16 protein-coding genes are annotated in these 19,330 nt (G+C 52.4%); 3 read left to right on the top strand and 13 right to left on the bottom strand.

The window, feature by feature from the left end; all coding sequences use genetic code 11:
• Complete coding sequence (locus tag KKF06_02295; GenBank protein MBU1616598.1) at nt 1-1,656, bottom strand: glycosyltransferase family 39 protein; 1,656 nt, start codon at nt 1,654-1,656, stop codon at nt 1-3.
• Nucleotides 1,653-3,062 carry a glycosyltransferase family 39 protein gene (locus KKF06_02290; protein MBU1616597.1) on the bottom strand — a complete coding sequence of 470 codons (1,410 nt, stop codon included), beginning with the start codon at nt 3,060-3,062 and terminating at the stop codon, nt 1,653-1,655. The genes KKF06_02295 and KKF06_02290 overlap by 4 nt, the downstream gene beginning before the upstream one ends.
• 18 nt (nt 3,063-3,080) lie before the next feature.
• On the opposite strand from KKF06_02290, the gene KKF06_02285 reads away from it, so the two are divergent.
• Both KKF06_02285 and KKF06_02280 read left to right on the top strand, forming a co-directional pair.
• Entirely contained in the window at nt 3,081-3,893 is an 813-nt protein-coding gene (locus KKF06_02285) for a glycosyltransferase family 2 protein (protein ID MBU1616596.1), read from the top strand.
• Nucleotides 3,887-4,888 (top strand): glycosyltransferase family 9 protein, encoded by a 1,002-nt coding sequence (locus KKF06_02280; protein ID MBU1616595.1) that lies wholly within the window; start codon nt 3,887-3,889, stop codon nt 4,886-4,888. The genes KKF06_02285 and KKF06_02280 overlap by 7 nt, the downstream gene beginning before the upstream one ends.
• Here KKF06_02280 and KKF06_02275 read toward each other — a convergent pair.
• The 10 genes from KKF06_02275 to KKF06_02230 are packed head-to-tail and all read right to left on the bottom strand — an operon-like array spanning nt 4,878 to nt 17,592.
• Nucleotides 4,878-6,383: a glycosyltransferase family 9 protein gene (locus tag KKF06_02275; GenBank protein ID MBU1616594.1), complete on the bottom strand. Its 1,506-nt coding sequence runs from the start codon at nt 6,381-6,383 to the stop codon at nt 4,878-4,880. The genes KKF06_02280 and KKF06_02275 overlap by 11 nt on opposite strands.
• Nucleotides 6,367-7,971, bottom strand: coding sequence for a glycosyltransferase family 9 protein (locus KKF06_02270; protein ID MBU1616593.1), 1,605 nt, complete (start codon nt 7,969-7,971; stop codon nt 6,367-6,369). The genes KKF06_02275 and KKF06_02270 overlap by 17 nt, the downstream gene beginning before the upstream one ends.
• Nucleotides 7,968-9,455, bottom strand: a complete 1,488-nt coding sequence (locus KKF06_02265; protein ID MBU1616592.1) for a DUF2079 domain-containing protein — start codon at nt 9,453-9,455, stop codon at nt 7,968-7,970. The genes KKF06_02270 and KKF06_02265 overlap by 4 nt, the downstream gene beginning before the upstream one ends.
• Before the next feature lie 8 nt (nt 9,456-9,463).
• Entirely contained in the window at nt 9,464-10,684 is a 1,221-nt protein-coding gene (locus tag KKF06_02260; protein ID MBU1616591.1) for a lipid-A-disaccharide synthase-related protein, read from the bottom strand.
• A complete protein-coding gene (locus tag KKF06_02255) occupies nt 10,677-11,528 on the bottom strand; it encodes a glycosyltransferase family 2 protein (GenBank protein ID MBU1616590.1) in 852 nt (283 codons plus the stop codon). The genes KKF06_02260 and KKF06_02255 overlap by 8 nt, the downstream gene beginning before the upstream one ends.
• A 6-nt stretch (nt 11,529-11,534) precedes the next feature.
• Nucleotides 11,535-12,257, bottom strand: coding sequence for a polyprenol monophosphomannose synthase (locus KKF06_02250; GenBank protein ID MBU1616589.1), 723 nt, complete (start codon nt 12,255-12,257; stop codon nt 11,535-11,537).
• Nucleotides 12,239-13,873 (bottom strand): glycosyltransferase family 39 protein, encoded by a 1,635-nt coding sequence (locus KKF06_02245; GenBank protein ID MBU1616588.1) that lies wholly within the window; start codon nt 13,871-13,873, stop codon nt 12,239-12,241. Before KKF06_02245 ends, KKF06_02250 begins: the two co-directional genes overlap by 19 nt.
• A 50-nt stretch (nt 13,874-13,923) precedes the next feature.
• Nucleotides 13,924-14,793 carry a lysophospholipid acyltransferase family protein gene (locus tag KKF06_02240; GenBank protein ID MBU1616587.1) on the bottom strand — a complete coding sequence of 290 codons (870 nt, stop codon included), beginning with the start codon at nt 14,791-14,793 and terminating at the stop codon, nt 13,924-13,926.
• Entirely contained in the window at nt 14,790-16,511 is a 1,722-nt protein-coding gene (locus KKF06_02235; protein MBU1616586.1) for an ABC transporter ATP-binding protein/permease, read from the bottom strand. Before KKF06_02235 ends, KKF06_02240 begins: the two co-directional genes overlap by 4 nt.
• Complete coding sequence (locus KKF06_02230; GenBank protein ID MBU1616585.1) at nt 16,498-17,592, bottom strand: hypothetical protein; 1,095 nt, start codon at nt 17,590-17,592, stop codon at nt 16,498-16,500. Before KKF06_02230 ends, KKF06_02235 begins: the two co-directional genes overlap by 14 nt.
• Before the next feature lie 91 nt (nt 17,593-17,683).
• On the opposite strand from KKF06_02230, the gene KKF06_02225 reads away from it, so the two are divergent.
• Nucleotides 17,684-18,040, top strand: a complete 357-nt coding sequence (locus KKF06_02225) for a hypothetical protein (protein MBU1616584.1) — start codon at nt 17,684-17,686, stop codon at nt 18,038-18,040.
• Here the strand turns inward: KKF06_02225 and KKF06_02220 are convergent.
• Nucleotides 18,019-18,663 (bottom strand): hypothetical protein, encoded by a 645-nt coding sequence (locus KKF06_02220; protein ID MBU1616583.1) that lies wholly within the window; start codon nt 18,661-18,663, stop codon nt 18,019-18,021. The two genes, KKF06_02225 and KKF06_02220, sit on opposite strands and share 22 nt — an antisense overlap.
• Nucleotides 18,664-19,330: the final 667 nt, after the last annotated feature.

Here is a 19,330-nt window from a genome sequence, read left to right as displayed (position 1 = left end):
TTATTTTCCTTTCTGGTCGATCACGATCAAATTCGAGTAGTTATCTTTGGCCAGGACCTTTCCCCGAAGCCTCACTTTTTCCCAGCTCTTGGTGTCGCTAAGCACGACCGCTCTTTCCGTGGACAAAAAGTCTTTCAGCTGGGTTTTGTCCCAAAAATAGAGATCGGCAGGACCGGCCATGAAATCGACATAGAACAGGTCGGGGCTGTAAAAAAGCTGGCGGTCCGGGGGGCGATAGATCACAAAAGCATAGCCCCGGCAGGTGTACTCGTTTATCTTTTTCGGCCAAGCGACATCTGGATTAAACGAGTTGACCAGCGGCAGGGAGACGTAGAACAGGGCGCCGTAAGCCAACATAGTTAGGGCGCTGAAAACCACTAGTTTATTCCAGGTTGGCTTGAACAGATAAAAGAAGAGCCAGCTTACCGCGACGATAAAAAAGGCGATAGGCATTAAGGCATCGCCAATGTAGATCCCATCGCCGTTATACGGTTTGTTTAATAACATAATGAATCCGATCGAGAAAAGAAGCCAGAAAAATAAATTCCAGAGTAGCTCAATCCGGAAACCGCGACGTTTAGCCGCCGGTTTCCGTGCTGCTTGCCATTGCAAAGAAACAACTTTGACCGCCGCTAATATGGCGAGCGGGGGAATAAAAACAGTAAAAGTGCGCAGGTCGCTCTGCCTGTAGAAAAACAATAAAAAAAGAAAATTTGACCAGAGCCATAGGTTGCAAAAGCGGTTGAGGTTGAGACCAATACCCGAGACTGAAGTCTTGGCCCTTTGTTTGAAAATGTTTGGCAATCTTATCGCGGTCATGGCGAGTGGTGCCCAGGGGAAGATGACGATCAGCAAATAACCGATAATCGATGTGTAAAAGCCGAAACCAAGATAGCTGGTATTGTATTTGCTCTGGATAGTAATGCTTTTTAAATATGGAAGCCATTGGTCGCCGAGGGAGAGGGCTTGCAGGCCAAGGACGCTGCCGACCAGCAGGAGAAGGAGGAAAGCGCTAAGCAGTAAGCGGTAAGAGAAAAGAAGGTGTAAAAACCTGCTTCTCGCTTCTTTATTAAAAATGAACAAGAAGATGACGGTTAATCCGGGGAGAAGCAGGCCAAAGCCAGACTTTACGAGAAAACCGCCCGCCAGAGCGGCGACAAAGAGATAGAGGGACTTTTGGCGATCGTTCTTTATGAAATCGTAAATGGCGAAATGGGCAAGGGTGACAAAGAGAGGGAGCAGGATATCAAGCTTTGGCGCCCGTGAATAAACGACCAGCCCCAGGCTGGTCCCGGCGATAACTATCGATAAAAGGGCGAGCCGCCGGCCATTAATTCTCTGGACTGACAAGTAGATCACCGCCAGGAGCAGGGCAAAATAAAGAACGTTGGGAATATGAACAGTCAGTTCGCTGACCCCGAAAAGTTTCATCGGCCAGGCGAGGAGCCAGATCCCCAGGGGGGGCTTATCGAGAAAAGAGGCCGGGTCCCCGGGTGAAATATACTGCGCCAGCCACTGATTGTGGACGACCGCGTTCTTGGCCGCCAGGGCGTAAAGAGAGGCGTCGTCGTTTTGCAGAGGATTGCGGGGGAGAGTGGCGAAGGAGGCCAGGATAAAAAGGGCCAGGCAAAGCCCCAGGCTTAGGCGAAGGTTCATGGAATGAGCCCGCCTTTATATCCTTCAGCATGATAGATCCTGGTCAGTCTGGGGAGGTCGGCGTCTTTGTTGAAGAGCCGGCGTTTTGGTTCGACCCAGACTTTCTGGAAAAGAGGGGCTAATTTCTGATGGAGCTCAAATTCGTTGATCGCGAAGTAGATAATATTGTCGCCTTTATTTAATCTGGGTGTCCCCCATAAGTCGACCTGCTTGAGCCGGCCGGGAGCCATATTGACCTTGACCTGTCCGTGGAACGCGACCAGGCCGAGCATCCCCAGGTCGTTGGCAAAGTAATAGGTCTTGCCGCTCTTTGGTGTTGTTTCTTTTATGTAGGCGGGGAGCTGGGCGTTGATCGAAAACTCTTTCCCCTTCAGGTCGGCTGGAGTCGGATAAGCAAATAAGTAGTATGACAGTCCGGCGCCGTCAAGGATCAGGGCGAAAATAAGCAGAACAACGATGGTCCAGCGCTTCATTTTTCCGCTGGCGACGATCGCCGGCAGATAGGCGCAGGCGGGCCAATGTCCGCCGACGTTAATGATCGGGCTGATCAGCGCGAAGGGGAGAAAGACCGCGCCGGCAAAGGTTGCCATCAAGAAAACCTGCGAATAAACTTCGCGGTTAGTCTTGGGTTTCCAGAATTGTTTAAAGATTAAATAGATCGTTCCGAGAAATATCGGCGGAGTGTAGAGCAGGGTCTGCAACCCGAAAAAGTTGAGCAGGTTGTCGCCGATCCGCGGTCCGGCCCCCATTTTCCCTCCCCAGTAAAAGAGAGGGGTGAAACCGAGACCAAAGTTCCAGACAATAACAGGGAGGAAAAGGCCGAGGCTAAGGCAGAGGCCGAGGTAAGGTTCTTTGCGCCAAAACCAAAATCGCTTTTCCTGGTCGACGATCAGATACATAAAGGTAGCAAAGATAAAAAGGGCCATGACGTAATCGCTCAAAAGCCCCAGGCCGATCGATATTCCCAGGTAATACCAGTATTTACCATCGCCGCTTTTTATTAGCCTGATCAGCAGATAGCAACTCAGAGACCAGAAGAAAAAGACCAGCATCTGCGGGACCAGGAACATCCCGCCGCCAAAAAAAGTTGGGATCAGATTAAAGAAAAGGGCGCTCCAAAGGGCGGTCTGTTTGCCAAAAAGTTCTTTGGCGGTCAAATATATGATGTAAGTGACCAGCGCGACGATCGTCAGCGCTGCCAGGCGGACCGCAAGTTCGCTGTTGCCAAAGAGAGTGGCCAGGACCCGGTTAAGATAAGCGATCATCGGCGGATGGTCGACATAGCTGAAAGCAAGGTGTTGCCCCCAGAGCCAATAGTAAGCTTCGTCCCCAATTAACGGAAAAAAGCGGATCAAGCCGAGTTTTAAGAGGTTAATAGCGACAATTAAGAAAAGCGGCAAATTCATGTTAAAATTATAACACACATGACACAGAACATCGGATTAATGTTGACGAGGAACGAAGAAGACGTGATCGAAGAGGTCATGGAGGTCAATAAAAAGCACTTTGACAAGATCCTGGTCCTGGACGGTTCCGACGACCGGACCGAAGAGATCGTCAGAAGCTATGACTGCGTGAAGTACTTCCTTAAAGATAAAGAAATTATCGACCGTCTCCCCAACCGGAAGTTCGAAGACGGGGCCCGCCAGTTTTTGCTGGAAAGGGCGCAGGCGCGGTATCCGGTGGAAGGGTGGTTTACTCTTCTTCATGGCGATGAGATCTGGCATGACGACCCGAATTGGGTAGCAAACGAAGCGGAAAAAGCGCGGGCCGAAAAGGTCAACTGGTACGTGATGAACTTTTTTCTTCATCCTTCGGACAAGGAGAGGGACCTTGAGTCGATAAGATCGGTCCAGGAGCGTCTCCTCTGGTATTGCCCGGGCTATCTTGAGATCCGCCAGTTCCGCAACAAACCGGGGATCTATTATGATCTGGGACAGCGGAACAATACCTTGCCCCACGGGATAGGCTGGCAGATCTACAAGCATTTTCCGGTTTACAAGCATTATCCATACCGTTCTGTCAGCCAGATGATGAAAAAAAAGGAACAGCATTTAAAATCGGGTTTTTCGGTCAGCTACAATAAGCTTCAGACAGCCGACGATTGTTTTGTCGAGATCCTGCCAAATTACAAGCAGGCGAGGCGCTTTGACGGCTCCTTCAACGAATTCGAGCTTAAAAAGCAGGGGTCCCTTCTCAGGCGCTGGGTAAGAGGGCACAAATTCATCACATGGTAAAAATACTGATTGTTAAATTGGGGGCGATCGGGGACGTTCTCCGCACCACTTCGCTCCTTCCAGGTTTGCACGACAAGTTTAATCGCCAGGCCACTATTGACTGGCTGACCTCTGGCTCGGCCAAAGATATCCTCCTGAATAACCAGCTGATCAGCCGTTTGGCAATATGGGAAGAGCGGGGAGAGCTTAACGACTATAAACTGATCATTGGTTTGGAAGACGACAAAAAAGCTTGCGAATACGTTGCGTCTAGGCAGGTGGAACAGGTTGTCGGCGCTTACCTGAAGAATGGCAGGCAGACCTATACCACCTCTGGCTGGTTTGATATGTCGATGATCTCCCGCTTTGGGCTGGAGCAAGCGAACGTCCTGAAAAAAAGGAACCAAAATACCTACCAACAGCACATGGCCGCTCTGCTCGGGATCGAGATCTCTCCTTACGTATTTAATCTGAAGCCGGAGGAGAGGGAATATGGGGAGAAGGTGATCAGGGGATTAGGGATTGGTAAAAGCGAAACAGTTGTTGGGATCAATACCGGCGCGGGAAAACGATGGCCGCTTAAAAGTTGGGGAGTGGGGCGGACGATCGATCTGGTCATGAGGCTCCGGAAAGAGCTTGGGGTGGTTTCCCTGATCTTAGGTGGGGAGCAGGAGCAGGAACGGAACGCCTTGATCGCTAAAGAAACCGATATGCCGAGCGCCGGTTCGCATTCATTGCGCGGATTTGCCGCGGTCATTGATCAGACCAAAGCGCTTGTCTCAAGCGACAGCCTGGCGATGCATTTTGGGGTCGCCCTGAAAAAACGGCTGGTAATATTCTTTGGGCCGACCTCCGCCGCCGAGATCGAACTATACGGGCTGGGGGAAAAACTCCTCGCCCCGATCGATTGCGCGGTCTGCTACAAAAAGAAATGCGAAAAAAAACCGAATTGCATGGATCTCGTTTCCGTCGATGAGATGTTTCAGGCAATGAAGCGGCAGCTGGCTAGTATTTAATGCTCCGACAGGCGGTAATGTAATAAGAGCGAGCCTCGGCAGACGACCGGAAACACCCTTTCCCCTTGATCAGCACCGCCGGAATCTGCAGCTTATTTGCAGATAAGATCGCTGCCAGCGAAAATATCCAGCGTCCGGCCTTATCGAGCGGGTGGATTATATTGGTGTTTTCCAGAACAAAGATCTTGAGCAGTTGGCCGAGCGAAAAAAGACCTGGCCGGCGATTGAAAGTATAGAGGGTTAGCCGTCCTTTAAATTCTTTGGCCAGCGGATGATCAGGCGAGGTGACCAGGGAGAGCATGTATCCGTCATTGATCATCTGATCGAGGAAAGAGGCGGCCTTGGCGATCAGCTTTTCATCCCGGCTGAAAAAGCTGTAGGTGACGCAAAAAGTCTTTTTGCACCAGTCGGCAAAGGCTTCGCTATGGGTCTTTAATCCTTCTCCTTTAAGCAATTTATCCAGCGCGTCGGCGATCTCCCCCGGTTTTATTTCGGTCTGGCAGAGGGTGTCGGGGCAGTGGCTGGCGTCGCAATATTTAGGACAGCTGCTCTTTTTTCTGACGACTACATGTTTGGTCTTCCAGGGGCCCCAGCGGGTCGGCTTGGCCGCCTTGGAAGTGAAGATCGCGACCATCGGCCGCTTCAGCGCCGCCGCCAGATGGAAAGGTCCGGTGTCGACCCCGACATAAACCGAAAAGCTGGCGATCAGGGCGACCAGTTCGCCGAGAGAGAGTCGGTCGGTCAGGTCGAGCACCCCTTTTACTTCGCCAGTTACCCTGGCCGCTTTTTCCCGGTCATTTGGCCCACCGCTCAAGACGATCTTAGCGCGCGGGTGCCGGGTCATGATCAGTTTGACCAATTCGGGCCAGCCGAGCGGGTCCCACGGCTTGTTGCCGCTCCCGGTCCCCAGGTGGAGCCCGATCACCTGGTCGCTATCCGCGATCCCGTTTTCCGCAAAGATCTGTTTGATCCTGGCCAGATTTTCTGTCGTGGGGAGGATCGTCATCTCGGCCGGTTCCCCTTTGATCCCCAGCGGCTCAAGCAGAAGGAGGTTTTGTTCCGTTTCATGGCGGGTTATATCTTTCCACCTTTGCAGCGCTTTGATGTTTTTAAACAGAGCGGTTATCAGGTGGGCTTTATCCCCCAAACGGCAAGGGACCTTTCCCAGGAGGGCGATCATGGAGTAGCTCCAGTGGTCGGTAAAAAAAACTGCCAGGTCAAATTTCCTCTTTCTGATCTCTTTGCTATAGCGGGCGATCGTCCGCCAGGCGATCCGTTCTTTCTTGAAGATCTTGTCGTAAAGCTCTTCGTCAAAGAGCAGGTCGTCAAAAAGCGGAGTATCCTCAAAGATCGCGGCGCTGTAGCGCCTGGTCAATAGAGTAATTTTGGCTTCGGGAAAACGCTGACGCAAAGCCGAGAGGGCGGGGGTGATCAAAGTTTGATCGCCGATCGCGTCCGGCCTGATGACTAAAATGTTTTTAAACGTGTTTCTCATTGGTCGCCTTTAAAAAGTGATCGGCCCAATTGCTGATTGGCCCCTCGCTTTTATCAATAACAGCCGGCGCAAAATTAAGATAAGCCCCGGCCAGGAGAGCGGCCAACCGCCAGATCGGCCCGACCCTCCCTTTTGGATTATATATAACGCTGATGTCTTGCTCAACCAGGCGGTCGATCTTCACGTTGGAGGGGAGAAAAACATTGAAACCTTCTTCAGTTAATGCCGCCATAGTTGGCCCGTCATTTGTGGTTAGCAGGATGTTGAGCGATTTGGCCGCCCAATAACGCTTGGTCTCCAGCGGGTCGGCAACCCCTTCACCGGCGACCAGGCGGGAGAATTCTTCCAGAAGCTCTTCGGCGCTAATTTGGTCGGCGCAGTAGTTTGCCTCGCAGGAGCGAGTAGCGCAGATCAAATTACAATCGACCGCTTTCCTGACGATCCGATGAGGGATTCCCCACGGGCCCCAGGTCAGCGGCTTTTGCGCTTTGCTGGTGTAAATAACCAGACAGGGGGTTTTGACCCCGGCCGCCAGGTGGGTTGGCCCCGAATCACAGCCGACGTGAAAGCGGCAGCGGGCGATCAGGGCGGCATTCTCGCCGACGGTTGTTTTTCCGGTCAGGTCATAAATGTTTTCTCCGCAAGCGGCCGCAATTTCGGCGGCGATCGTTTTTTCCGCTTCTCCGCCCAGGAGTATAAATTTACAGCTGAACTTCGCGGCGGCGAGATCAATAAAGCGGCCGTAAGTTTTAGCTGAAAGGGCTTTGTTGGTCCCGCTGGTCCCTGGAGAGAGAGCGACTATAAAGTCGCCAGGGGGAAATAGATTGGCCGCTTTTTCTTTGTTTGCTTCGGAGAGGTGAAGATCAAGCGTGATCGGCCCGGTGGCGCCAAGGCTTTTGATGATGTCAAAGTTCCGCTCGATCTGGTGGGTCGCGAAGTTCAGCCGGCGAAAAACGCCGCAATTGTAGAGCCAGCCGTATTTCTTGCTTTCCAGCGGTCCGCAGCGATAAGGGATCCCGGCCCGCCAGGCGGCCAGGGGAAAGAGCTCGTCTTCCCAGAGCGAGATGATCAGGGAGTACTGGTGCTCTTTAAAAAGAGAGATCAGCTGTTCTTTGTTCCCGGGATGGACGATGACCTGGTCCAGCGCCGGGTGAGCGGCGACCAGCTCGCTGGTGAAGTCGCGGCAGAGAAAATCGATCCTTGCTCCGGGGAAGAGCTTTTTGACCGGAGCGATCGCCGCGGTCGCCAGTACGGTATCGCCAATAGCATCAGCCCGCTGGATGACGATCTTTTTAATGTCGCGAGGCAGGCTGATCGTCGTTCGATAATATAAATAGACGACGATCTTGGGAGCGAAATAGGCGGTCAGCGCCAGGAGGACCGGTAAAACTCCGGCGATCAACAGCAGGGAGGCGATCGTCAATACCTGCAGCAGAAGGCGGTGCGAAGCCCGGCGGAGTTTTAGCGAAATATAACCGGAGCCGATCAATATAATGAAAGCGGCGAGCAGCAGCCAGCCACCCCGAAAGAGTAAAATGGCGGCCGCCAGGGTCAGCAGAGCGTAAGCATCGGAGAACTGCCTGGTCATTCTCGGGTCCTCTTTAATAATATATACGACTCTTTTTCGGTGACCATCGTGAAGTGCCGGTCAGCCCTGATCTTTTCATAAAGCGGCGCGTAGTCTGTTTTAGAGAGCGGCCCGGTAAGCGGGGTTTCACCGACAAAAATATATTCGAGCAGTTTGCCGTAGTTCTTCTTTTTGATCAGCTGGGTCAGAGCGGTCGTATAATCCCCCTCTATCGGCCAGGTCGGATCGAGCTTGCAGAGGATCAGATAATCCGACTTCTCCCAGTTCTTGGGGAAGAGCCAGATCTTTTCCCGGTGGGAAAGATGAGGATAAAGATTCCCCAGAGCGGAAATGGCCGCGTCGGCCGGGACCTGTCGGAGGAGCTGGTGGCCCTCTTTGACCGGTTCGGTGATCACCGTGTAGCGCCAATAAAATCCAGCGAAGAAATACAGGGTTGAAAGGACCATGAAGAGGACCATGGTGGTTTTGATCCGGCCCATTCTCCTTATTTCTCCGGGCTGGACCGTGGCCAGTCCGAGGATGGCGGTCATAAAGACGAAAGGGACGATCGCCGACGGGTAACGGGTCCCCAGCTGGTACATGTCCCGGTAACTGCTCAATAAATTAATGGCAAAGATCGGCAGGGCCGGGATCAAAAGGGCAGGGCGGCGGAAAGAGAGAAAGGCGACCGGGAGAAATAAACCGACGATAAACCAGATCTTTTCTGGGGTAATGACGTGTGCCAGTACATAAAGCGGCCGGGCAGCGATAGTCATGACCATTGCCGGAAGGGAATTGCCAAGGTAGGCATAACGCTCATAATAAACATAACTGCCCCCGGTATTAAAATGCGGGATGATGACCGAGATCGCCAGGATAAAGAGGGCCAGCCCGCTGATAAAAAGCAACCCTCCGGCCAGTTTTTCTTTTTTAAAACCGAGGATATAGAGCCCGAAAAAAGCGGCGACCAGATAAATGTTTTCCTGGCAGAGCATCGCCAGCCCCAGCCAGAGCAAGAAAGGGAGATAGCGCCCCCTGAGCAAATAGTAGGTCGCGAAGAGGAGCGGAGTGATGCAGAGGGCGATCGGGTAGTACCCCTGAAAAGTGATGTTGACCGTCGGTAAATATAACAGATAAGCGAGCGGCATCAGCCAGACAAAAGGGCTCTCCCCCAGGCTGTCGCGCGCCTGCCAGTAAATGGGGAGCGCTCCCAGCCCGATCAGCAGGGTCTGGCCAAAAAATAAAATAAATGGGCCAAGCCCCAACAAATAGAAAGGGATAAAGAGAAGAGTGGCAAGCTCAAGGTGGTCTCCCAGGGTGCTTGATCCCTTGATGTCGCTGTACATAAACTTTCCGTGTATAGTGTTCCAGATCAGGTTGTCATTGAACCCGTCGTCTAAAGCGTTATTGTTAAAAGTGTAGTGCTGCATCATCCTGAAACCTGTAAAAAATATGGTAAAGAGAATGATGAACCAGATGATCCGGGAGTTATATTTGTTTGTCATAAGTTTTATTAACCGCGACGTTTAGTCGCGGGAGAGGCAACCTGCGGCTGAACGCCGCGGTTATCAAGCATGTCCAGTGCCAGTTTGACAATCCGTTCCGTTCCTCCCCAAAGCGGTTTGCTCTCTTTGCCGATCCGAGACATCTCGGCCATTTTGGCCGGGTTACGCAAGATCCGCCAGATCGCGGTTGCTTTAGCCGCGGCATCACCGCTTAAAATTTCCATCGACTTGCCGGTGATCTTTTGGATCTCCTGCCAGCGGCGGAGCGTGGTTTGCGGGCCGCCTCCGGGGAAGCAGACAGCTGGCTTGCCAAAGGCGACCGCTTGTTCATTGGCAATTCCGGCCAGGCCGATGATCAGGTCGGAGCGGAGACAAACATCGCCGAATTTTCCTTCGGCCAGATAGACCGGGGTGCCGCGCGGTGAGACGAGCATTCCGGTGATCCCTCGTTTGAGATCGGCCGGCAGTGGTTCGTGCATCCGCCAGTTGATCTCGGTCATTTTTTTAGCCAGCCTTTGCCGGTCAAGGGTCGAGGCGGCCAGCCCGACTAATTTTTCCTCTCTGTCCGCCTGGGCCGCCATTTTTTCGATCACTTTAAGGATCAAGCCGAGATTGTCGTAGGCTTCTTCCCTGGTGCCGGGGAGGATCCCGATCACTTTTTTGCTTTCGATCCCAAAATCCTCGCCGGTCAGCGGGACATAGTCCATGACCCAGCTCCCCAGATAATGGGCGGGGAACTTTTCGTTTTTCAGGTGATCGGCGGTCGCCTGGTCCTGGACGACGATCCCGGAGCAATAGCGGCGCATCAGATACTTTTCAAGCGGCCAGTAGCCGGTGATCTTCACCGATTTTGGCCCGTCGACAAAAAGAAGCGGTTTTTTTACGTAGCGGCCGCAGAGGGCGACGACCCAGGCATCGCCGACGGCGATGACCAAATCCGGCTTTTGCGTTTTCAAGATGGCAATCTGCCGGCGCAAGAGGGGAAGCCAGCCGGCCCCAAGGTCTTTTAAGAAATGGAAGAGCCCTTCTTTGGCAAAGCCGCCGCTCGGCAGGAGCTTTTTTAAGCCAAGGGTCTTGATCTCTTTTTTTTCGTACGCTTTGCCCAGCCCCACCAGGGGGAGGGCGGCGATCTCCGTTTGCGGCGCGAGCCGCTTTAGAGCGGCGCCGATCTCCGCCGCCGCCAGGTCTTCGGCGTGGCCGTTGCTGACCAGCAGGACTTTTTTAGACACGGCGAAGTTCTCCTTTGACAAAGATCCGCAGGATTTCAAGATAGGCGGTGAGCTTTTCTTTGTTCTTCAGCCAGGGATAAATCAGAGCGGTGATCAAAATGACCGGCAGAAGGAGAAAGACGACCAGCCAGCGGTAAAACTGGTAGGCGATCAATCCATAATGTTTTTTGCAAAAATAAAGCCCGCCGCGAAAGCCTTCGACAAAGATCTCTTTGCGGAAAAGGTTGATAGTGTACCCTCCCAGGTGGACCACTTCCGCCTGCGGGACAAAATAGATCTTCCAGCCCGCCTTGACGATCCGGCGGGTGTAGTCGAGGTCGTCGTTGGAAAAAAAGAAGTTCTCGTCGAGCAGGCCGACCTGGTCAATGGTCGTCCGCCGGATCAGGAGGCAGGCGGCGATCAAATAGTTGACGGTGACCGGTGTCGGGGAGATCCAGAATTCGCGGGCAAAAAATCCCCCTTGATGCTGGACCGTCCCGTCCGGGTTGAGGAGCTTTGGTCCGCAGGCGCCGGCCCCGGGATGGGCGTCCATAAATTCGACCATCCGGTCGAGCGCTTTATCCTTGACGATCGTGTCGTTGTTCAGCAGCAGGGCGTAGCGGCCGTGGTAGACCCGGAGCGCCCGGTTGTTTGCCTTGCAGAAGCCAAAATTCTCTTCGTTCTTGATGATCTCGACTTTGGGAAAGAGTTCTTTGACCAGGCGGAGCGAGTTGTCGGTCGAACGGTTGTCGACCAGAATAACTTCGAACGAAGTTTTATGGGTCGAACCATAAATTGAGCGGAGGCAGTCGGTTAACAGCTTTTCGCCGTTGTAGTTAACGATAATAATGGAAAGATCGATCATCGGAGCTTACTTTCTCAGCCGGAAGGCTTTGCCCAGCTTGTAGAGATTGAGGGCGAGCAGGTGCTGAATGTACTGGAGCGTTTCGCGGCTCCCCATTTTGCTCTCTCCCGCCGCCCGTTCGGCAAAAACGATAGGGTACTCAACGACTTTTCCGTGGTGGTTCCCTTTGACCATCAATTCCAGGCCGACCTTGCAGCCAATGGGATCGATCTTGGTTCCCTCCAATATTTTTTTGTCGAACATAAAAAAACCGGAGGTCAGGTCATTGACCGGGGTTAAGATCCGTCCGAGCATGCGCGCGCCCCAGGAGAAGAATTTTCGGTACCAGATCCAATCCGAGGTCCCGCCGCCGGAAACATGCCGGCTGCCGATGACCAGGTTGGCCGAGTCGCTTTTGATCATTTGATACATTTCGGGCAGAACTTCGGGTGGATGGCTCAAGTCCCCGTCCATGACGCAGACGATCGGCGCGTCGGCCAGCCGGATCCCGTCCATGATCGCCGGGCCGGGGCCGAGCCGCTGTTTCCGGACATAGACCCGGATCGGATATTTGGCTGCCAGACCGGTGGCGATCTCCGCTGTCCCGTCGGGAGAGGAGTCGTCGATCACCAGGATCTCGCCATGGATCCCTCCTTTTTTAAAGGCGCGGCTGACCCGCTCCGCCATAGCGGCGATGTTCCTGGCCTCGTTATAAGTTGGAATGGAAATTGTTAATTCTGGTTTTGACATTGCAGGACCAAAAGGTCTCCTTTCACCCCTAATATCTTAACATATTTGGGAAGGTTGAAACGGATCTTTTCGTATTCCGGCATTGAGATAAAAAGGTAGCCCCGCCGGTTGTTGATAAAATCCCAGACCGCCGGCTTGTCTTTTAGGAATTCAACCGTCCGCGGGCTGTAGAAAACAACCCCGGGGCGGTTGCCGGTCCCGAACGCGGCGATCTTTTGGCCCGGTTGAAAGAGCCTCTCGATCTCACGGCCGAGCGGCCTGGCCCCTTTGAGCTCTTCAACCTGGGGGAGGACCATCAGGGTCAGGACAAACATAATGGCAAAAGCGAGCGCCGTCAGGGTGTAGATCGACAATCGTTTCTTGCCGGCAAAATAAATAACGACCGCCAGAAAACTGGTCCCGGCCAGGACTGCCGCTAAAATATAGAGGAGGGGGAGGAAGCTTTTATACTGGTCCGGATAATTGATGTTTCCCGCCATAATAAAGCCGGCGATCAGCATCAGGACGACCACAAAGAGCAACAAATAAGAGATGATCATCCCGATCTTCATTGAGCCCTGGTCGTTGAGCGAATCGTCCAGGAGCTTGCCGACCATCAGCCCGAAAAAGGGGTAGAGGGGGAGGATATAGCTCGGGAGCTTGGTTGTAGCGGCAGAAAAGACGATAAAGGTCGGGACGATAAGGCTAAGGCAAAGGAGGGACGAATCGCTCCGCCAGTTCCGCGCGATCCGCCAAAAGGCGTAGGGGAGAAAAGGGGACCAGGGGGCAAAGCCCAGGATAATGGCGAGAAAATAATAATACCAGGGACCGGTGTGCCCGGCGACCACTCCCTGAAAACGGGAGAGAAAGAGGAAGCCGACGGTAAAATCGAGAAATGGCTTGCCGTGGCGGAAGAGCTCAATGGCGTACCAGGGGAGGCCGATCAGCATAAAGATGACGATCCCGGCCGGGAGCTTGAGCTCTTTTGTTTTTCCCAGCTCGCCTTTGAGCAGGAGAAAAAGAAAGATCGTGCCAGCCGGCATGGCGACCCCCAGAAGCCCTTTGAGCAAAAAGGCGAGGGCGATGGGGAAATAACTTAAAGTGAACCACCATTTCTTATGGCTGGAGTATCCCCGGTAAAAACAGAAAAGGGCGAGGGTAACAAAAAGGGTTAAAACAACATCGAGCTCGGCGATCCTCGACTGGACCAGGAATTGGAACGCGGTCATGGTTACCAGCCCGGCAAAAAAACCGGCCCGCTCGCTGTTGAATAATTTCTTGCCAAAAAAATAGGTCAGGGCGACGGTCAGCAGGCCCGAGATGGCGGCCGGCAGGCGCATTGCCCATTCATTAAAGCCAATGAGCCTGGAGAGGAGGGCGACAAACCAATAATATAGCGGGGGCTTGTCAAAAATGATCGCGCCGTTAAAACGCAGGGTCAGGTAGTCGCCGTAGCGGATCATATTCTTGACGAACTCGCCGTAGGTTGTCTCCGCCGCGTCGTAAAGAGAGAAACTCCCGAGCTTAAATAAGAAGAGGATCGCCGCCAGGAGCATTAAATAGAATAGATATGATTTTTTGACGCTGGAACCCACTGAAGTCTCGGTTTCAGCTTTAGGGTTATTAGTATTACTCATTTTATTTCTCCTTTTCCGCCTTCATTTTTGCCCTCTGCCTCCGCCTTTGCCTATGCCTTGTCCCTATGCGCCAACCCATGGATCTCGTCTTTAAAAAGGAAGATCCCCCATTGTTCCGGGTGGTTCTTCACGAAAGTCTCAAAGTAGTTGCGGATGCGGCCGAGGGCTTCTTCCTTCTTTTCCCGGTCAAGGTGGAAAGGGGATTGGAAGTTAATGACCACTTTATTGCCCACCCGGCGGGAGAGGCACATGACGATCTCCGCTTTTGAGCGCTGGGCCAGGGTTAGCCAACCGGTTGCGACCGGCATTTTCCGTCCCAGGAATTCAAGCTCATCGTGCCGCCCTTCATTGGCGCCGGTGTCCAGGAGAAGCCCAACGATCTGGTTGTCGGATAAAATTTTGATCGACTCCAGGTACATGTTGCTGTCCAAGACATTGATCAGCCTGGTCCCATGGGCGGTCCGGGCTTCGTTGATCAGCTTAAAAAGAGGATCGTTCGGCGCTTTGACGATCGAGGTAACGTGATAGCCCAGGCTCGAAAGATAAGCGGGGACGATCTCATAGTTGCCGGTGTGCATGGTCAGGAAAAGTCCGCCGTTCCGTTTGGCGAGCGCCAGGTCGATATTTTCCAATCCTTCGACTTTAACTACCCGGTCAAAATGTTCCGCCTTGAAAAAAGGGAGGGAGAGGAGTTCCAGGATCGAGTAGCTGATATTCCGGAGCAGCAGGTCGGCCTTTGCTTTGCCGTCGATACCGGGGAAGAACATTTCATAGTTTTGGGCGACCATGTTGCGGGCCGGGGTCAGGCGGGCGATCTGATAGACCAGCTCGGCGGCGAAGCGCATCAGGTAGACCGCCAGCGGCGCCGGGAGCCAAAAGATCAGGCGCAGTTTGAACCGCAATAGTTTTAGTAAGATCATGCCTTATTTTTTAACTGGATCTCGTTCAGGTACTGGTAGAGCCCCCCCCTGGCCAGGAGCTCCTGATGGGTCCCCACTTCCACGATCCGGCCGTTGTCGAGAACGACGACCCGGCTCGCTTTCTCTACGGTATAAAGGCGATGGGCAATGACAAAGCTGGTCCGGCCGGCCATCAGTTTTTCCAGCGCCTCGCGGAGCAGGCTTTCGGTTTCGACGTCGAGCGACGAGGTCGCTTCGTCCAGGATCAGGATCCGCGGGTCGCGCAAGATCGCCCGGGCGATGGCGATCCGCTGTTTTTCCCCTCCCGAAAGTTTGGCCCCCCGCTCGCCGACTTCGGTCTCAAATCCCTTTGGCAGTTCGGTGATAAAGTTATAAGCATTGGCCGCTTTGGCGGCGTTAACCACTTCCGCTTCGGTGGCGTCAGGGCGCCCGTAGCGGAGATTCTCTTTAATGGTGCCGCGGAAGAGGGCGATCTCCTGCGGGACGACGGCGATCTGCCGCCTAAGCGATTCAAGCGTGACGTCGCGCAGGTCGTGCCCGTCGATCATCACTTTGCCGTCGCGCGGGTCCCAGAAGCGGGGGAGCAGATTTGCCAGGGTGCTCTTCCCCGAACCGGTCCGGCCGATCAGGGCGATCATCTCCCCGGGTTCAACCGTCAAATTGATGTTTTCCAGTACCGCCTCTTTTTCGTAAGCGAACGAGACGTTGGCGAGTTCGACTTTGCCGGCGATCCGGGGGAGCGTCCTGGCTCCCGGCTTATCGACGATCGAAACCGGCGCGTCAAGGAGTTCAAAGATCCGCTTGGCCGAGGCCATTCCTTGCTGGAAGATGGTGAACGATTTGCTCAAGGTGCTTCCCGGGTCGGTCATGATCCCCAGCGCGGTGGCGAACGAGATAAGCTGTGGCAGGGTCAGCCGGCCGCCAATGATCTCCAGCCCGCCGTACCAAACGATGCCGACGGCGGCAATGGCCTGCAGAAAAGCGATGACCGGGCTCTGGGTCGCCAATATCTGCCCGGCCTTCATGGTGATATGGAACGCGTGGTCGTTTTCTTTCTTGAACTTGGCCGCCTCTGCTTCTTCCATGGTAAACGACTGGACCGTCTTGATCTGGGAGATCGTTTCCTGAACATGGCTGGTGATGTCGGCGCTCTTTTGCTGGACCCGCTCGCTAATGTGGCGCAGTTCCGTGGCGAACATCCTGATCACCTGAACGATCAGCGGCAGGGCGACAAAGGTTAGTAGCGAGAGCCGCCAGTTGAGCCAGAAGATATAGCCGATCAGGCCGATCAGCAGAATGGTTTGCGGGACGATCGCCGTAAAGCTGGTCAGAATTGTCGTTTGTAAAGTAGTTATGTCGTTCATCATCCGGGAGATGATCTCCCCGGAATGCCACTTGCCGTAGAAGTCTAGCGACAGTTTTTCCAAATGCCGGTAAAGTTTTTGCCGCAGGTCGATGATCACTTTATTGGCGATGTGGTAAGAGAGATACTCCTGCCCGTAGGTGAACAACCCCTTCAGGAAATAAAGCCCGATGATCCCGGCGGCGGTCAGGTTGAGGAATTGAAAATCCTGGTCGCCGATCGCCTTGAAAGCGTTCCCCGCCAGCGGAGCAATAAGCAGGGTCGAAGCGGCGACCAGCATGGTGCAGAGCGAGGCAAGGCCGATCTGCGGAACATACGGCTTCAAGTAAGTGAACAATCTTTTATATTGACGCATTGATCATCTCCATCAGTTTTTTTGCCCCCCCCGGTTTCCCCATTGCCTCGGTAAGGGCGGAAGACATTTTGACCCGCCGCGGCTTGTCGCGCAACAACTCAAGCGCTTTCATGGCGACCCCGAGCGGCTCGAGCTCTCCCCGCATTTCCGGGGAGACCTCTTTGCCAGCTTTCTGGTTGGGGAGGGCAAAGAACTTGGTTTTTTTATTGATCGTTTTGGCGAGCCACCGCTTGATCGCCGGACCGGCGACCGGCAGGCGGCAGACGATATCGGCCAGGCCGTCGAGCGGAATGACCTCGGGATTGTTGAGCGGAAAGACGACCAGCATCGGGATCCCCCGGGCGGCGATCTTGGCGGTGTTGGTCCCCGGGATCGTCACCACCAATTCCGAGTTAGCGATCTCCTCGAACGAAACGGTCCTGACCCCGTCGATCGGGGTCGCTTTGATAAAAGGGGAGCTGACGAGCTGGAACTTGATAGCGGGATCTTCGCTCCGGAGCAGATTGATCACTTCCCGGTAGAAAGGGGTCATGTAATCGATCTCCCAGTGACGGCTCCCCGGCATAAAGGTGATGGTCTTTTCTTCCGGGTCCCATTTTTTGAGCCCGGCGACCGAGTCGACCATCAGGTTGCCGGAGACCTCCAGCTTTTCAGCCGGGAGCTGTTTGCGGAAGCGGTCAAAGGTCTGCTGGTCGGGGACAAAGAATATTTTATAAGCTTTTTTCCAGCCGACCCGGTCCTGGACGTAAGCAAAAGCGGGGTAGTGCAATTTTCTGGCGACGATCATGGCGTGGGCCAAATCCCCTCCCAGGTAAATGACCGCTCCTTTTTTGGCAAAACTAATACCGCGCGGCGGTTTGTTCAGGAAGGCCCATTTTTTATACTGGTCGGCGGTGACGATCGCTTCGATCCCCTTTAATTTTTGCGCGAACTCCAATTCCCTGCCGCTGTTGTACTGGCAGGGGGTCAAAACCAGGATAATTCTCTTGGTTGTCTCCTTAGTCAGTTCATCAACTACCGGTTTGACCATTGCTGACAGCTCACCCGGGCTGTTAGCGACTATAACAATGTCTGCTTTCATTATCTTACAAGTTTAGCTGATTTTGGGGGGGATTGGAAGCGGGGACAGGGGAGGAGCTTAAAGCTTAAAGCTATAAGCGGGGGAAGGGGATATGCTCGGAAACCTGTCCCGTTCGGTAAGCTCATGGCCTATACGGAAATTACTATATTCTATCTCTTTTGCTGGGTGTCCATTTTCTTTGTCTGGCCACAAAGAAAATGGACGAAAAGAAAAGGCCTTACGCATTTCGATTTTTCTTAAGGAAAGCGAAATGCGTGCCCACTCTGAATTTATACGAAGCAGTTTTCAACAAAATGAATATGGTTTGTTAAATCGTATTTTCGGTTGGGGAGGAGGGACAGGTTTGTACCTGTTTGTTGTGATGCAGATTGAAGTCAACCAACCTTTAGCGGTTTTACATAATATTTTGAGGTTACCCCTTATTATTTACTGCTTTTTTGACAAATAATTATTTGCAATTTTGAGCGCTTTTTCTCCGTCTCTTGACATTCCCGTTAGCGACTTTTCTAGCGCTTCAAGTGTTTTGTTGATTGTATCCTCTAGATATCCTGCGAATCGTTTGTTGTTCCAGTTATTAAGATTCCAGTATACTGAGGCTAAATGGTTGGGGTGGCATGATTCTGAAAGAAAATTGTATGTTTCTTTTGTTTCTTTGTCATCAAATTTATCTATCATTTCCATTATGTTTATGGCTTTCTCCTTGCTTTTGCCGCCCCAAGGCAATTCTATGTTTAACTTTGATCCTAAAACTAATTGATTACATTTTTCAATTGATTTGCTATTGTCAATGTCGTTAAGAATTATGAGGCGAATTGGCAGGGACATCAACTGAAAATTGTTATTTTCCCAAAGGCATAAAAAAGCATTTTTTGCGTTAATAACGGTCTTGTAGTTGAAGGAGATGTAAATTGCTAAACGAGTTGAAATGTTTTCTTGAGAGGATTGCTTATGATCAAGAGGAATAAGGGGTATATTAGGAATGTTCATGTTGGGGGAAAAATCCCAAGCTCTAATGGTTTCTATTCGGCTTTTATTCTTATTTTTTATTTCTTCAACCGCTTTGTTTATCATAAGATATAATCTTACCATTGTTTAATGAATGATATCTAATGTCTTATATTTTTAATAAAATCAAATATGGCCTTCAAAGGGGTTCCTTGAGGGGGCGGGGTTAGCGGCACGCGGTTGGTCTCCATTGGTGCCGCGGGGGCGTTTTGAAGGCTGGGGATTCTTAAGGGGTATCCCCTTAAGCAGTTTCTTTCCCCCATTTCTTTGCTGTCAAAGAAATGGGGAGAAAATTAAAGAATTGAAGAAGCCATTATCCGTGCAGGCCAATTTGGCTACCTGCAGGTTTTCTGGTCACATGAACAGCAGGACTTAATTGCTAAAACCACTGAAGGTTAGATAGCCCAAATATGCACCACAGTTAATAGGGACAACGATGTCTCTCCCTTTGGACCAAAAGAGCCTGTTTGAGAGCACAATCGATTATCTTTAGCTTTGCCTCGTACAAATTCAGAGTGTTCGCGCATTTCGCTTACCTTAAGAAAAATCGAAATGCGCTAGGCCTTTTCTTTTTGACCATTTTCTTTGTGGCCAGACAAAGAAAATGGTCGCCCAGTAAACAAGAGGGGAAAAAGTAATCTCCGTATAGGCCATAAGCTTTAACTTGAGGTCGCAAATTGTGACCTCAAGTTATAAGGTGAACTTAAGGTGCCAATTTGGCACCTTAAAGAAT

The sequence above is a fragment of the Candidatus Margulisiibacteriota bacterium genome (assembly GCA_018822365.1).
In the GTDB taxonomy this organism is placed as follows: Bacteria; Margulisbacteria; WOR-1; order O2-12-FULL-45-9; family XYB2-FULL-48-7; genus XYB2-FULL-45-9.
Note: the sequence above shows the minus strand (reverse complement) of the source record. Positions and strands in the feature narration are given on the sequence as shown.

What these genes read in the sequence shown, in the direction of transcription:
- KKF06_02295 (MBU1616598.1), bottom strand. Translation starts at nt 1,656, where the DNA reads ATGAACCTTCGCCTAAGCCTGGGGCTTTGCCTGGCCCTTTTTATCCTG.
- KKF06_02290 (MBU1616597.1), bottom strand. Translation starts at nt 3,062, where the DNA reads ATGAATTTGCCGCTTTTCTTAATTGTCGCTATTAACCTCTTAAAACTC.
- KKF06_02285 (MBU1616596.1), top strand. Translation starts at nt 3,081, where the DNA reads ATGACACAGAACATCGGATTAATGTTGACGAGGAACGAAGAAGACGTG.
- KKF06_02280 (MBU1616595.1), top strand. Translation starts at nt 3,887, where the DNA reads ATGGTAAAAATACTGATTGTTAAATTGGGGGCGATCGGGGACGTTCTC.
- KKF06_02275 (MBU1616594.1), bottom strand. Translation starts at nt 6,383, where the DNA reads ATGAGAAACACGTTTAAAAACATTTTAGTCATCAGGCCGGACGCGATC.
- KKF06_02270 (MBU1616593.1), bottom strand. Translation starts at nt 7,971, where the DNA reads ATGACCAGGCAGTTCTCCGATGCTTACGCTCTGCTGACCCTGGCGGCC.
- KKF06_02265 (MBU1616592.1), bottom strand. Translation starts at nt 9,455, where the DNA reads ATGACAAACAAATATAACTCCCGGATCATCTGGTTCATCATTCTCTTT.
- KKF06_02255 (MBU1616590.1), bottom strand. Translation starts at nt 11,528, where the DNA reads ATGATCGATCTTTCCATTATTATCGTTAACTACAACGGCGAAAAGCTG.
- KKF06_02250 (MBU1616589.1), bottom strand. Translation starts at nt 12,257, where the DNA reads ATGTCAAAACCAGAATTAACAATTTCCATTCCAACTTATAACGAGGCC.
- KKF06_02245 (MBU1616588.1), bottom strand. Translation starts at nt 13,873, where the DNA reads ATGAGTAATACTAATAACCCTAAAGCTGAAACCGAGACTTCAGTGGGT.
- KKF06_02240 (MBU1616587.1), bottom strand. Translation starts at nt 14,793, where the DNA reads ATGATCTTACTAAAACTATTGCGGTTCAAACTGCGCCTGATCTTTTGG.
- KKF06_02235 (MBU1616586.1), bottom strand. Translation starts at nt 16,511, where the DNA reads ATGCGTCAATATAAAAGATTGTTCACTTACTTGAAGCCGTATGTTCCG.
- KKF06_02230 (MBU1616585.1), bottom strand. Translation starts at nt 17,592, where the DNA reads ATGAAAGCAGACATTGTTATAGTCGCTAACAGCCCGGGTGAGCTGTCA.
- KKF06_02225 (MBU1616584.1), top strand. Translation starts at nt 17,684, where the DNA reads ATGCTCGGAAACCTGTCCCGTTCGGTAAGCTCATGGCCTATACGGAAA.
- KKF06_02220 (MBU1616583.1), bottom strand. Translation starts at nt 18,663, where the DNA reads ATGATAAACAAAGCGGTTGAAGAAATAAAAAATAAGAATAAAAGCCGA.